Here is a 12,869-nt window from a genome sequence, read left to right on the forward strand (position 1 = left end):
TCGTGTCGAGAGTGCTAAGAGCGATTCTGGCACTCTCCCCGTCCGAGTGCAAACCCTGCCCTGGGGGTTTCGCGCGTGGCATAGCGCCGATGCGCCGGCCCAGTCGGGCGCGCGGCGGCGCCGCGACTCCCGGCGCCAGGAGTGAGGGTCAGGCGCCCGGTTCCGACGCGAGCAGGACTTCGATCTCCGCACCGCCAGGGGTGTCGTCCATCTCCACCTGATCGATGCCCAGCCGCTCCGCGACGTCGGCGGCCGTGTCGGCGAGCCGCTCCTCGGAGTAGATCACTACGTTCGCATCGTCGGGGATCAGGCTCGAGGAGATGTTGTTCGCCTCGGTGTTGGTGTAGCCGGCGTCCACGAGGACCGCCTGCTGCTCACCCGCGAGGCCCTGGATCCCTGCACCGTTGCGCACGTGGACCTGGGCGTCGAAGAGGATCACCGGCTCCGGCTCCTCGGTCTCGCTCGGCGCGGGCGACGGCTCGGGGGCCTCAGACTCCGCGGGCGGCTGAGCACTCGCCGTCGGGGCACCGGACGGCTCATCCGTCGGAGTCACGGTGACGGTCGGAGTGGGGGCAGGGTCGCCCCCTCCCACGATGTCGCGGTTCCACAGCAAGGTGGCGATCCCGAACGCGACGGCACCGGCGATGATGAAGGCCAGGAGCGGCGGAAGCACGCGGGTCCACCACGGCCGGGGGGCGCGATGCACGCCGACGGGGCCGCCTTCGGCGGCTATCTCGTCGAACTCGTCGCGCTCGTATGGCTGGGGCACGGGGTCACTCTAGCGAAGCGCAGCGGCATCGAACGCGCGAGTGGCGCGTCCCCGCTGACGTGCCGACCTCATGCGGCGCAGTCGCTTCACGAGCATCGGATCGAACTCGAGCGCGGCCTGGTCGTCGATCAAGGCACCCAGCACCTGGTAGTACTGCGTGCTGGTCATGCTGAACATGTCGCGGATCGCATCCTCCTTAGCGCCCGCGAACTTCCACCACTTGCGTTCGAAACGGAGGATCTCGGCGTCGCGCTCGGACAGCTCGCCGACGACCGGTGCGTCGTCCACACGTGCGGCCTCACCCATGGGGCACCTCCTCCTGCTCGATCACGTCCGCCTCAGACTACCGGCGAACTACACAACTGTCATTCAGGCGCATCGGCCGGGCGCACGCGGCTACAGTGACGCCTATGTCGCAGGCATGGCGCACCCAGGTCGCGGACGACTGGGCCGAGGCCCTGACACCGGTGGCCCCCGACCTCGAACGCGTCGGCGCCTTCCTGCGGGAGGAGATCGCCGCGGGCCGAGGCTACCTCCCGGAGGCAGCCGCCATCCTGCGGGCCTTCGAGACGCCCCTCGCCGACGTGCGAGTGCTCATCGTGGGGCAGGATCCCTACCCGACGCCGGGCGACGCGGTCGGCCTCAGCTTCTCCGTCGCACCGGGCAGGCAGATGCCGCGGTCGCTCGTCAACATCGCACGGGAACTGCGCGAGGACACGGGCGAGACGCTGGCCAACGGCGACCTCTCCCGGTGGGCCGCGCAGGGAGTGATGCTGCTCAATCGGGTGCTGACCGTCGCGCCCGGTGCGGCCGGCTCCCATCGCCGCCAAGGCTGGGAGACGGTGACCGAGCATGCGATCCGCGCGCTCGCGGCGAGGCCTGGACCGCTCGTCGCCGTGCTGTGGGGGCGGGAGGCCCAGTCGCTTGCGCCGCTGCTCGGCGACGTCCCGCAGGTCGCGAGCGCACACCCGAGTCCCCTCAGTGCCTCGCGTGGATTCCTCGGCTCACGGCCATTCTCTCGCGTGAACGCCCTGTTGGCGGAGCAAGGAGCTCCGCCGATCGAGTGGGGAGACCCCGCGTGAGCCGGCGGCTCACGGACCCGGGCACGGGCTCGCGGATGCCAGCGGGTTCGACGAGATGTTGAAGTAGTAGCTCGAGCTCGACCACGTGGGGCCGTTCATCGTGTAGACCGGCAGCGTCGAGCAGCTCGCCCCGGGCGCCAGGAGGAGATTGCCCCGGTCGACGGCAACCGGCGTCCACCCGGGGAACGGCGCCTGGGCGAAGTTGAAGGTGATCCGGAATCGCGGAGCCGCACTCGTCACCGAGACATAGACGTTCGCCTTCTGACCGGCGCCATCCGGCCACGGCTCGCTCACCTGGATCCGTGTCACGCTGCACGAGCCCGCCACGACCGTGCCGTCGGTCGACATCGGCACGCACGTGGCTGCCGGCGGCGGAGCCGGCACGGTCCACGTGGTGGGGAAGATCCACCCTGCGATGCGCGCGACCACGGCCTCAGCGTCGGAGGTGTCGTACGCGTCGACCGCAACCGACACCGTGCCGGCGGCGGTCCCCGTGCCGGAGGCGATGACGGCACCGGAGTCGTCGTGCACGAACAGCTCGACAGCCAAGCCGCCGCATTCGGCCGGCACGCCGCTCAGTGCCACCGCTGACGCAGAGCCCCCACTCGGCGCGGTCGTCTCGAGGACGGGCGTGCCCCCCTCCAGCGCAGGAGCGCACGCCGACGCTCCGACGACGGACGTCTGCAGGCCCGCGAGGACCGGAAGCTGTGCGGCGCTTGCCGTGGTCACGCTCAGTCCCATCGCAAGGGCGACGGCGGCGGCGGCGGCCAGGATGCGGCGCTTCATGCGTCGCTCGCCGACGTGTCCGTGACTGCGACCTCGTCGGCCGAGGGCGAACCGAGCGGAGCGCGGGCGGCGCGCTCGTCGGACTCGTCATCACCATCCGTGTCCTCCCCGCCCTCATCGTCGCCCTCGGAGGGCCAGAGAGCGATCACCAACGCGACCAGAATCACGCCGCACCAGACCAGCGGGTTGAGCAGCCACATGGTGACGACGCCGGCGTTCGGGACGTGCACCTGAACGATCCCGCGAACCTCGGCGCCTGCGGGGTTGAAGGGATCGACGAAGTCGTTGTTGTCGCCTTGCAGCACCCACCCCGACGCAGCATCCCCACCGATGATGCGGTGGACGACCTGTGCACCCCCCAGGTCCTCGGGCGCGTAGATGATGACATCCCCGAGCTGCGGTTCGCCCTTGCGGGCCACGACGAGATCTCCCGACGAGTACGTCGGCACCATCGACTGGCCCGAGACGATCACGAGTGACGTGCCGCCGCCCAGTGACGCCGGCCAGAGCAAGTAGACGGCGATGGCGAGCAGGACCCATGAGAGGCCCTCGACCAGCACGCGCCAGTACCGACGCACACGGGTGGCGTCGGTACTGGCGTCGAGCGTGGCTACCATCTGTTGCCGTCGTCGATGACGCTCTGTCAGCCGATGATGACGACGACGTCACCGAGGTCGGTGGCGATGTCGATCTCTGCGGAGGCGACGCTCTCGGTGAACTCGCCTGCGGCGACGTCGCCCGAGACCGTGGCGAGCTCGGTGCCCGCCGAGCTCGAGAGCACGACCTGGATGTCCTCGCCATTGCAGTCGGTGTCGATCGCGCCCACGGAGAGGTCGGCGATCTGGAACGCACTGCCGACCGGCGCGTAGGTGTAGTCGACCGTGACGCCGTCGGTGTCGCAGGCGGCGAACGTGTCGGTGCCGATCGCGACCTCATCGCCGGCGTCGACGGTGAGAGTCGCGGCAGACGCGACCGACAGGCCGGCGACGCCGACCAGGGCCAGTGCCACTGCGGCGAACTTGCGCTTGTTGTGCTTCTTGCTTGCCATTCTCAAATGCCCCATTCGTGAACCATGCTGGCCGCCCCGGTGGTGGATTCCCCCGGGACTCCCCCCAGCGCTTGACTGCGTTGATGCACCGCACGAAACGTTGTGTGTGATGCACAGCACTCCGTGAGAGGGGAGGGCGCAATGATTATGACGCGGGTCGTCGTCAAATCGACGAAACTTTCGCCACAACTGTTGTCGAAAGCCTCAATATCAGGGGTGATGACTGACGAAGTCCCGATCCTACGCCGCGAATCGGACCCCTCACGCCTTCCGATAACGATGCACTCCCCGCCTCTCGGACGTTGTCCGGCGTGTCGGATCCCTCTCATTTGTCCGATTCCGCTGGCGCGTCCCACGCAATGTCGGAAACATCACATCCGCGTGCTCAGGCATCGTTTTCAGGCGAGAGGAGGCATCGATTCCACCGGGACGGCGAGGAGGGTCGGCGCGCGCCGAGCACGGGGGGCGGTCGGCGCAGGGCCGCGGTGGAGCTGGCAGCGGGACTCGAACCCGCAACCCCCTGTTTACAAGACAGGTGCGCTACCAATTGCGCCATGCCAGCGTGCGACGCGCCTCGGCGCCGCCACAGCAGGATACCGGTCACCGCATCGGGCCCAGACGCAGCGAAGCCCCGCCGGGATGCCGGCGGGGCTTCGTCTGCGCGTCGTGCTACAGGCCGTCGATGTGCGTCTTGAGAGCGCCGGGCTGGAAGTACGGAACCTCGGCCTGGTCGAGCATCACGCGGTCGACCATCACGCTCGGAGTGCCGCGCACGCCATCCTGCGAGGACCGGTCGGTCGCGGCGATGACCCACTTGGTGAAGCGGCCCTCGTCAATGGTCGACGCGACGTTCTCGGGCACACCCGCCTCGACGGCGATCTGCTCGATCTGCTCGTCGCTGAGTCCCGTGGTGCCCTCGGCGGGCTGGTTCTCGTACATCGCGCTCATGAACGGGACGATGTGCGCGGGAGCCGCGTCGGCGACGGTCGCGGCAGCGTTGGCGGCTCGAGTCGAGAACTTGCTGCCCTGCGACGTGTGGTCGAGGATCGAGATCGGGTGGACGTACAGCTGGATGTCGCCGGCCTCGCGCATCGCGTCGATGTCGTCCTTGTTGATCTGCTCGAACTGGCCACACACGGGGCACATGAAGTCCTCGTAGATGTCCAGGCGCGGTGCGTCCGCAGGCGCCTCGCCGCCGGCCTCGCCGTCCATGCCGATGAGGATGCCGCCGGTCTCGTCTGCGCCCAGTGGCGCGACCGCGTCACCAGACTCCAGGTCCGGCACGGATGCCTGGTCAATGATGTACCACACGATGCCACCGAAGATCAGGGCGACGACGGCGACACCCGCGACGATGAGCGCCACCGTGCGGCGCTCCTGCGCCTTGACCTGCTGTTGCGCCTGCTTGCGCGCCGCGGCCACCTTGTCGTTCGAGCCGGTCACGTTGTTCTTGGCCATGAGTCTTCTTCCTGGTCTCGGTTGCGTGCGAATTCTAGAGTGCGGGCTGGGACTGTGAGGGTGAGGTGAGCCAGCCATCGACGGAGAACGTGCTCCTCGGCCAGATCACCAAGTAGGTGCCGAGTGCGATGAAGCCGAGCCGCTCGAGCACATGAGTGGGGTAGTTCGTCGCGGATGCATCGACCTCGCCACCGCCGCCGAAGCAGCCGCAGTCAATGGTGAGGCCGGTGGACCACGCCCAGATCACACCCGTCAGGAACGCGGCCATCATGAGCAGCCACACGACGGACGCGAGCCTCGCGAAGGCGCCGACGAGGAACAGCGCCGCCAGCGCGAGCTCCACAAAGGGGAGCATCGTGCCGACGAAGGGGACGACGGACTCGGGAAGCAACTCGTACGCGCGTACCGCCCGAATGGATTGGGGGATGTCGACGAGCTTGGGCAGCGCAGCGGCGATGAGGATTCCCGCCATGCTGAGCCGCACCACCAGGCTGAGCCACGGCTGTACCGCGCCGAAACGTTCCCTCGCTGCCATCGCACCCTCCGGAGATGGACGCGCCTCGGCCTCGTGAGCTCGTGGTCGCATCGACTCGCCAACGTACCGCACGAGCCCTCTGTTCCCCGCCTGCCTGCTAGACGAGCAGCTCGGGTGCGGGCCACCACCACGGGGGGGCGTCCAGGTACACGGCGAGGGCCACGACGCCCACAGCCGCGAGTCCCACGAGGGTCCAGGCGACCGCGACGCCGCGGGTGGGTGCGAGGGCTGACGCCACGCGCCGTCCGCCCTCGCGCGTCATCTCCATCCACGGTCCCCACCACAGCACCCCCGTCATGACGACGGCTCCGAGCGCGAGCGCCGCGGCATGGCCCCACACCTCGGTCTGGGCCGAGGCGGGCGCGACCCACTCCTCGCCGACGATCCACCAGCACAGCGCGGTCACCCCGCCACCGGCGGCGATCGCTATGGCCGCAGCGGGAAGGGTCTCCCCGAGCGACCGCAGCAGGTGCCACGGAAGGCCGAGAGTATAGAGAGCAGCGTCGCCGCGCCGCTCACCGCGGCGCTGGCGTGCCACGTGCAGGCTGAAGGCCCGCCGTTGCACGGCGCGCACCACCACGGCCACCAGCACCAGCGCCGCGGCGGCCACGAACGGCGCGAGCGCGGCCGATGCGGCGATCGCGAGCATCCACGCGACGGTCATGAGGGGGTGCCGGGGGGCGCTGTCCAGCGGCACCTCGCCCGTGTCGGGCGCGGCGTCGTCGTCCTCGTCGCTGGCGTCGTGTGCGCCCCAGTAGTCCGAGCCACCACCCTGGCGCAGCTCATCGCTGCTCACGGGGCTGCCGGGCGTCTCCGTGAGGCTGGCGGTGGGGTCCGCACTCGCCCGGTTCCACGCGCCGTCCGCGGGCATCACCGCTGTCGCCGCCAGTCCCGGGGCGACCGCGGTTGGGGCCAGCTGCTCGCTGGAGCGTGGCAGCACGGTCGTCGCTCCACGCAGTGCAGCGACGACCTCGCGCGGACTCGGACGCGCTCCGATGTCTCGGCCGAGGGCCGCCCTCAGCGCATCGGCGCCCGGCGCGTCCGGGATGCTGAGCTCGGCCGCGAGGGTGCGAGAGATCGCTCCCGTTCCGGAACCGAACGGCGCCGCTCCCGTCAACGCGTACGCCACCGACGCCGCCCACGACCATCGGTCTGCGATGGGTCCGGGCTCGGCGCCGTCGATCACCTCGGGGGCGACGTATCCGGCGGTGCCGGAGACGAGTCCGTCCCGCGTGAGTCGCTCGTCGTGCTCCTGATGGGACAGGCCGAAGTCGATGAGGACGGGGCCCTCGGGGCTGATCATGATGTTCGACGGCGTCACGTCACGATGCACCACCCCCGCCGCGTGCACCGCCTCAAGGGCCGATGCGGTGCGATCGGCGAAGTCCGCCAGCGCCGTGCCCACGATCGGGCCGTGGTCCTGGACGTGCTGCCACAGGCTGACACCGGGGATGTATTCGAACACCACGAAGGTCTCGTCGCCCTCGAGTTCGGCGTCCAGGATCCGCGGGACGGCAGGGTGACGAAGCGACTGCAGCGCATGCACCTCGCGCTCGAGCCGACGCGCGGCCACGTCGTCGTGCCGAGCATCGACCAGCTTCAGCGCCGCATCGTTGCCCGCGCCGTCCCGCACACGGTAGACAGCCCCCGAGCCACCCCGTCCGAGCGTGTCGAGAACGGTGTAGCCGCCGATCTCTTCGCCTGCGTCGCGTTTCACCCCCGCCATGGACTCAACTTACCGTCCTCAGGGTTGGAGCGGCGCGACCGCTGTGGCAGGATGGAGGCACCCGTCGCATCGTTGCGGCGGGCAGTGTCACTGTGGACACCACATCGGCACTCTTCACCACGGATCGTCTGGCACGTACCTGCCAGTGAAGGGACCATCACCATGGCCACTGTTACTTACGACAAGGCGTCGCGGATCTATCCCGGCACCGAACGGGCCGCCGTCGACAAGCTCGACCTGCAGATCGCTGACGGCGAGTTCCTCGTTCTCGTCGGCCCCTCCGGTTGCGGAAAGTCCACCTCCCTGCGCATGCTCGCAGGCCTCGAGGACATCGACGCCGGCAGCATCTGGGTCGGCGACCGCGAGGTCACGCATGTGCAGCCCAAGGACCGCGACATCGCCATGGTGTTCCAGTCCTACGCTCTGTACCCCCACATGACCGTCGCGGACAACATGGGCTTCGCGCTCAAGATCGCCAAGGTGGACAAGGCAGAGATCCGCCAGCGCGTCGAGGCGGCCGCCAAGATCCTGGACCTCACCGAGTACCTGGACCGCAAGCCCAAGGCCCTGTCCGGTGGTCAGCGTCAGCGTGTGGCCATGGGCCGCGCGATCGTGCGCCAGCCGCAGGTGTTCCTCATGGACGAGCCGCTGTCGAACCTCGACGCCAAGCTGCGCGTCCAGACCCGGACCCAGATCGCCGCTCTCCAGCGCCGCCTGGGCACCACCACGGTCTACGTGACCCACGACCAGGTCGAGGCGCTCACCATGGGTGACCGCATCGCGGTCCTCAAGGACGGCGTGCTCCAGCAGGTCGGCACCCCCCGTGACATGTACGACGCCCCCGCGAACGTGTTCGTGGCCGGGTTCATCGGCTCTCCCGCGATGAACATCGGCACCTTCCGCGTCGAGGGCGACAAGGCCCAGATCGGCAGCGGCAAGATCGCCCTCCAGCGCGAAGCGCTGTCGCACCTCAAGGCCGAGGACAAGAACAGCGTCGTGCTGGGCTTCCGTCCCGAGTCGCTCGACCGCGTGGCACCCAACTCCGAGGGCGCGATCCCGGTCCAGGTCGACGTGGTGGAGGAGCTCGGCTCCGACGCCTTCGTCTACGGCGAGGTGCCTCAGGACTCCGCTGACGCGAAGGACATCCACTTCAACGCCGGCGACTCGCAGATGATCCTGCGCATCGACCCCCGCGACGTTCCCAAGAAGGGCGACACCGTGTGGGTCAAGATCCGCGAGGGCGAGCAGCACGTGTTCTCCGCCGCCACCGGCGAGCGCATCTCTGCCGAGGTCAAGTCGGACTCGCGCAAGGTGTAGCACCCGCATCAGAAGTACAGAGAAGGGGCGGTCCCGCGAGGGGCCGCCCCTTTTCTGCACCCCCGCCCGTTAGTCTGGCGGCATGCCACTGCACATCACCGGAGCCGCCGACGCCGCCCTCATCGAGTTGCCGTGGGAGATCCCGCTGAGCGCTTGGCCTGAGGAGCACATCGCCGCGCTGCCGCGCGGACTCTCCCGCCACGTGGTGCGGTTCGTGCGCCACGGGGACGGCGTGCTGGCCATCAAGGAGACCAACCCCGAGATCGCGTACAAGGAGTTCACGATCCTGCGCGAGCTCCAGCGCCTCGACGCCCCCACCGTGCACCCGATCGCCGTCGTGACGGGCAGACGCACCCCCTCGGGCGAGGATCTCTCCGCGGCGCTCGTCACCGAGCACCTCGCGTACTCCCTGCCGTATCGCGCGCTGTTCGCCTCCGCGATGCGTCAGCGGACACTCAAGCGGCTCGTGGGGGCGCTCTCGGTCCTGCTGGTGCGGCTGCACCTGCTGGGCTTCTACTGGGGCGACGTGTCGCTGTCGAACGCATTGTTCCGCCGCGACGCCTCCGAGTTCTCGGCCTACCTCGTGGACGCGGAGACCGGCGACCTGCAGGCACGCCTCACCGACGGCCAGCGGGCGTACGATCTCGAGATCGCGACCACCAACATCACGGGCGAGCTTCTGGACCTGCAGGGCTCGGGGGACCTCGACGAGAGCGTGGACCCGATGGACATCGGCGAGCGACTGGAGAAGCGCTACCGCGAGCTGTGGTCGGCGCTCACCGAGGTGTCGACCGCGACGTCCAACGTGCGAATGCGCGTGGCCGAGCGGGTGCGGCAGCTGAACGATCTCGGCTTCGACCTGGGCGAGATCGACATGGAGCAGACCGAGGACGGCACGGCGATCGCCATCCGCCCCAAGGTGGTGGACGCGGGCTTCCACCAGCGCAGGCTCATGCGGCTCACCGGCCTCGATGTGCAGGAGAACCAGGCGCGCCGCCTGCTCAACGATCTGGACGAGTTCCGCGCCTGGAACGACGACCCGGCCATGGACGAGGCCAACGCGGCGCACGACTGGCTCACGCGCATGTTCGAGCCCACGGTGAGAGCGGTGCCGCGGGGGCTGCGGGGCAAGCTCGAGCCGGCGCAGGTCTACCACGAGGTGCTCGAGCACCGCTGGTACCTGGCAGAGTCGGCGGGCCACGACGTGCCGATGCCCGTCGCCACCGCCTCCTATGTCAAGCACGTGCTTCCCAAGAAGGCCGACGAGAAGGCAGTGCTGGGCCGCTCGATCGCCGAGATGACAGCGGAGCTGCCCGCCCTCACCGAGGAGCACGGCGACACGTTCGCACTGCCGGATCCCTACGCGAACGACAACACACACGCGTGGGGCGGCGTGCCGGAGCCCGAGGACGAGGAGCCGCCCACCGTCGAGCGGCGGTCCCTGCGACCCGTGACCGCACCCACCCTGCCGACGGCGCCGAGCGCGCACTAGCGTCCGGCCGCAGGTCCGGTCAGCGGTGGGTCAGCCCAGCGCCTTGCGGGCCTCGTACAGTGCGATGGAGGCGGCGACGGACGCATTCAGGCTCTCGGTGTCGCTGCTGATCGGGATGGACGCGATCTGATCGCATGCCTCGCGCACCAGTCGAGACAGCCCCGATCCCTCGGAACCGACCACGATGACCAGGGGCCCGTCGAGCAGCTGCGAGTCAGCGATGTCGATCTCTCCCCCGCCGTCGAGGCCGATCACGAACAGGCCCGCGGCCTTGTATGCCTCGAGAGTGCGCGTGAGGTTGGTCGCGCGCGCCACCGGAAGGCGCGCTGCGGCGCCGGCGGACACCTTCCACGCGGCCACGGTGACGCCTGCGGCGCGCCGCTCGGGGACGACCACTCCGGTCGCGCCGAACGCTGCCGCTGATCGCATGATCGCGCCCAGGTTGCGGGGATCCTGGATGCTGTCGAGCGCGATGATGCGGGCCTGACCCTCGATCTCGAGAAGGTCCTCGGGCGCCGCGTAATCGTACGGCGGGACCTCGAGCGCGACGCCCTGGTGGGGGCTGCCGCCGGCAAGACCGTCGAGGGTTCCCTTGGTGACCTCGCGGACCTCGACTCCGGCCTCGACGGCGAGCGACACGATCTCGGTGATGCGGTCGTCGGCGTCGATGCGGTTGAAGACCGAGAGGGACAGCGCAGGAAGCTTGGTGCGCAGAGCCTCGAGCACACTGTTGCGACCGATCACCAGCTCGTGAGAGCTCGAGGTCCTGTCGCGAGGGGTGGGCTTGCCTGCGCGCTGAGGGCGCTTCGCGGCCTCGGATTCCGCCTTCTTCTTGAGCTTGTAGGCCTTGTGATAAGGCCGCTCCTCCGCTCGTGGGGTGGGCCCCTTGCCCTCGAGAGCCCTGCGCCCCTTGCCGCCGGTGCCGACGGAGGCGCCCTTCTTCGTTCCGGAATTACGGGTCGCGCCGCGTCGCTTCGAGTTACCAGCCATGCGCTCAGGGTAGTCGGGCACAGGGCCGTTCCGCGCATCGGCCCCCGTGCCCGGGTCCCGCCGGCAGTACGAACCATTCCCGGGCCCGACACCCCGTGGCACTGAGCGCGGGAGGCTCACGGCACGGCGTGTCGCGCCGACTCTGGTTCGCAGTGTCGGTGGAGAGGACCGAGGTCGAGGGTTACGGCGGCCCTTCAGGGCGGCCGATGCGGGGGCGGGGTGAAGCGGAGAGGCGTCAGTCGTCGACGGAGAGCGACCAGCGCACGCCGTCCGCGCCATCCTCGACCACGATGCCGGCGGCGGCGAGCCGGTCACGGATCGCATCGGCGGTCGCCCAGTCCTTCGCGGCGCGCGCCTCGGCACGCGCATCGATGTCCGCACGCACCATCGAGTCGAGGGCGGCCATCGCCGCAGACGAGCCCGCGCCTGCGCCCGCCCACTCCGGCGCGCCTGGATCGAGCCCCAGCACATCGAGCATGGAGCGCACCGACAGCAGGGCCGAGGCGAGGGTCGCGTCGTCCCCGGCCGTGAACGCGGCATTGCCCGCCCGCACCGTCTCGTGCACGTGGGCCAGCGCCCGGGGCACCCCCAGGTCATCATTCATGGCGATCACGAAAGGCTCAGGCAGCGGGGCGGCGCCCACCTGCTCGGGCGTGACCGCACCCACCTTGTCCGACGCGCGCACGACGAAGCCGGCGAGCCGAGCCCAGGTGGCGGCGGCATCGTCCATGGTCTGCTCGGAGTACTCGAGCATGGAGCGGTAGTGCACCTGCGCGAGAGCCAGGCGCAGCGCGGGCGCCGGGTAATGCGCGAGCACCTCGGTGACCAGCAGGCCGTTGCCGAGCGACTTGGACATCTTGGCGCCCGACTGCGTCACCCACGCCGAGTGCATCCACATCCGCGCGAACGGATCGCCGGCGGCTCGCGACTGCGCCTGCTCGTTCTCGTGGTGTGGGAAGCGCAGATCCAGCCCGCCGCCATGGATGTCGAACTCGCGGCCCAGATAGCGCCGCGCCATGGCGGAGCACTCGATGTGCCAGCCTGGCCGGCCGCGCCCCCACGGAGAGTCCCACCCTGCCGTTTCGGGCTCGCCCGCCTTGTGTGCCTTCCACAACGCGAAGTCGCGCGGATCCCGCTTGGCGTCGGCCGGCGCATCGGGCGCGGGGGTGAGGTCCTCGAGCGCCTGACGGGTGAGCGCGCCATACGCGGGGAACGAGTGCACGTCGAAGTACACCGAGCCATCGAGCTCGTAGGCGTGGCCGTTGTCGACCAGGGCCTGGACCAGCGCGATGATCTCGGGGATATGGCCGGTCGCGCGAGGCTCGGCGGCGGGCGCCCGCACACCCACCGCGGCGTACGCCGCCTGGAACTCGCGCTCGTACCGCAGCGCCCACGCCCACCACTCGACGCCCGCATCGGCCGCCTTCACCAGAGTCTTGTCGTCGATGTCGGTGACGTTGCGCACCATGGTGACGTCGTGGCCGCTGCGCTCCAGCCAGCGCTGCAGCACGTCGAACGCGACAGCGCTGCGAAGGTGGCCGACGTGCGGGCTGCTCTGGACCGTCGGACCACACAGGTAGATGCCCACCTTGCCGGTCTCGAGCGGCACGAAATCGCGCTCGGAGCGGGTGGCGGTATCGAACAGGCGGAGGGTCACGCGTGCCAG

13 protein-coding genes and 1 tRNA gene are annotated in these 12,869 nt (G+C 69.6%); 3 read left to right on the forward strand and 11 right to left on the reverse strand.

Annotated features, from left to right (window positions below):
• Window positions 1-148: 148 nt before the first annotated feature.
• Both AOP72_RS10930 and AOP72_RS10935 read right to left on the reverse strand, forming a co-directional pair.
• Window positions 149-769, reverse strand: coding sequence for a LytR C-terminal domain-containing protein (locus tag AOP72_RS10930; RefSeq protein ID WP_062136237.1), 621 nt, complete (start codon window positions 767-769; stop codon window positions 149-151).
• A gap of 9 nt (window positions 770-778) precedes the next feature.
• A complete protein-coding gene (locus AOP72_RS10935) occupies window positions 779-1,075 on the reverse strand; it encodes a DUF3263 domain-containing protein (RefSeq protein WP_062136240.1) in 297 nt (98 codons plus the stop codon).
• A 104-nt stretch (window positions 1,076-1,179) separates the two neighbouring features.
• Here AOP72_RS10935 and AOP72_RS10940 point away from each other — a divergent pair, with 104 nt between their 5' ends.
• Complete coding sequence (locus AOP72_RS10940; protein ID WP_062136244.1) at window positions 1,180-1,851, forward strand: uracil-DNA glycosylase; 672 nt, start codon at window positions 1,180-1,182, stop codon at window positions 1,849-1,851.
• A 9-nt stretch (window positions 1,852-1,860) separates the two neighbouring features.
• Here AOP72_RS10940 and AOP72_RS10945 read toward each other — a convergent pair whose 3' ends face one another.
• From AOP72_RS10945 to AOP72_RS10975, 7 genes are all read right to left on the reverse strand, one after another.
• Entirely contained in the window at window positions 1,861-2,637 is a 777-nt protein-coding gene (locus AOP72_RS10945) for a hypothetical protein (protein WP_062136247.1), read from the reverse strand.
• A complete protein-coding gene (locus AOP72_RS10950) occupies window positions 2,634-3,254 on the reverse strand; it encodes a signal peptidase I (protein WP_062136250.1) in 621 nt (206 codons plus the stop codon). The genes AOP72_RS10945 and AOP72_RS10950 overlap by 4 nt, the downstream gene beginning before the upstream one ends.
• A 26-nt stretch (window positions 3,255-3,280) precedes the next feature.
• Window positions 3,281-3,685 (reverse strand): hypothetical protein, encoded by a 405-nt coding sequence (locus tag AOP72_RS10955; RefSeq protein WP_062136253.1) that lies wholly within the window; start codon window positions 3,683-3,685, stop codon window positions 3,281-3,283.
• Window positions 3,686-4,171: 486 nt separating this feature from the next.
• Window positions 4,172-4,247: transfer RNA gene (locus tag AOP72_RS10960), tRNA-Thr, on the reverse strand.
• A 107-nt stretch (window positions 4,248-4,354) separates the two neighbouring features.
• On the reverse strand, window positions 4,355-5,143 hold the full coding sequence (locus AOP72_RS10965; protein ID WP_062136256.1) for a DsbA family protein: 789 nt from the start codon (window positions 5,141-5,143) through the stop codon (window positions 4,355-4,357).
• Between the two features lie 34 nt (window positions 5,144-5,177).
• On the reverse strand, window positions 5,178-5,678 hold the full coding sequence (locus AOP72_RS10970; RefSeq protein WP_062136259.1) for a MauE/DoxX family redox-associated membrane protein: 501 nt from the start codon (window positions 5,676-5,678) through the stop codon (window positions 5,178-5,180).
• 97 nt (window positions 5,679-5,775) lie between these two features.
• A complete protein-coding gene (locus AOP72_RS10975) occupies window positions 5,776-7,404 on the reverse strand; it encodes a serine/threonine-protein kinase (RefSeq protein WP_062136262.1) in 1,629 nt (542 codons plus the stop codon).
• A gap of 162 nt (window positions 7,405-7,566) precedes the next feature.
• Here AOP72_RS10975 and AOP72_RS10980 point away from each other — a divergent pair, with 162 nt between their 5' ends.
• Window positions 7,567-8,721 (forward strand): ABC transporter ATP-binding protein, encoded by a 1,155-nt coding sequence (locus tag AOP72_RS10980; RefSeq protein WP_062136266.1) that lies wholly within the window; start codon window positions 7,567-7,569, stop codon window positions 8,719-8,721.
• A gap of 82 nt (window positions 8,722-8,803) precedes the next feature.
• A complete protein-coding gene (locus AOP72_RS10985) occupies window positions 8,804-10,213 on the forward strand; it encodes a DUF4032 domain-containing protein (protein ID WP_084631747.1) in 1,410 nt (469 codons plus the stop codon).
• Window positions 10,214-10,243: 30 nt separating this feature from the next.
• Here AOP72_RS10985 and rlmB read toward each other — a convergent pair whose 3' ends face one another.
• Both rlmB and cysS read right to left on the reverse strand, forming a co-directional pair.
• Window positions 10,244-11,203, reverse strand: coding sequence for a 23S rRNA (guanosine(2251)-2'-O)-methyltransferase RlmB (gene rlmB / locus AOP72_RS10990; protein WP_062137218.1), 960 nt, complete (start codon window positions 11,201-11,203; stop codon window positions 10,244-10,246).
• 235 nt (window positions 11,204-11,438) lie between these two features.
• Window positions 11,439-12,860, reverse strand: coding sequence for a cysteine--tRNA ligase (cysS, locus tag AOP72_RS10995; protein WP_062137221.1), 1,422 nt, complete (start codon window positions 12,858-12,860; stop codon window positions 11,439-11,441).
• Window positions 12,861-12,869 lie beyond the last annotated feature (9 nt).

The organism is Demequina aestuarii, assembly GCF_000975095.1.
Taxonomy (GTDB): domain Bacteria; phylum Actinomycetota; class Actinomycetes; order Actinomycetales; family Demequinaceae; genus Demequina; species Demequina aestuarii.

Bases quoted from the DNA above. Each gene is read 5' to 3' on its own strand.
- AOP72_RS10935 (WP_062136240.1), bottom strand. From the start codon at position 1,075: ATGGGTGAGGCCGCACGTGTGGACGACGCACCGGTCGTCGGCGAGCTG.
- AOP72_RS10940 (WP_062136244.1), top strand. From the start codon at position 1,180: ATGTCGCAGGCATGGCGCACCCAGGTCGCGGACGACTGGGCCGAGGCC.
- AOP72_RS10945 (WP_062136247.1), bottom strand. From the start codon at position 2,637: ATGAAGCGCCGCATCCTGGCCGCCGCCGCCGCCGTCGCCCTTGCGATG.
- AOP72_RS10950 (WP_062136250.1), bottom strand. From the start codon at position 3,254: ATGGTAGCCACGCTCGACGCCAGTACCGACGCCACCCGTGTGCGTCGG.
- AOP72_RS10955 (WP_062136253.1), bottom strand. From the start codon at position 3,685: ATGGCAAGCAAGAAGCACAACAAGCGCAAGTTCGCCGCAGTGGCACTG.
- AOP72_RS10965 (WP_062136256.1), bottom strand. From the start codon at position 5,143: ATGGCCAAGAACAACGTGACCGGCTCGAACGACAAGGTGGCCGCGGCG.
- AOP72_RS10970 (WP_062136259.1), bottom strand. From the start codon at position 5,678: ATGGCAGCGAGGGAACGTTTCGGCGCGGTACAGCCGTGGCTCAGCCTG.
- AOP72_RS10975 (WP_062136262.1), bottom strand. From the start codon at position 7,404: ATGGCGGGGGTGAAACGCGACGCAGGCGAAGAGATCGGCGGCTACACC.
- AOP72_RS10980 (WP_062136266.1), top strand. From the start codon at position 7,567: ATGGCCACTGTTACTTACGACAAGGCGTCGCGGATCTATCCCGGCACC.
- AOP72_RS10985 (WP_084631747.1), top strand. From the start codon at position 8,804: ATGCCACTGCACATCACCGGAGCCGCCGACGCCGCCCTCATCGAGTTG.
- rlmB (WP_062137218.1), bottom strand. From the start codon at position 11,203: ATGGCTGGTAACTCGAAGCGACGCGGCGCGACCCGTAATTCCGGAACG.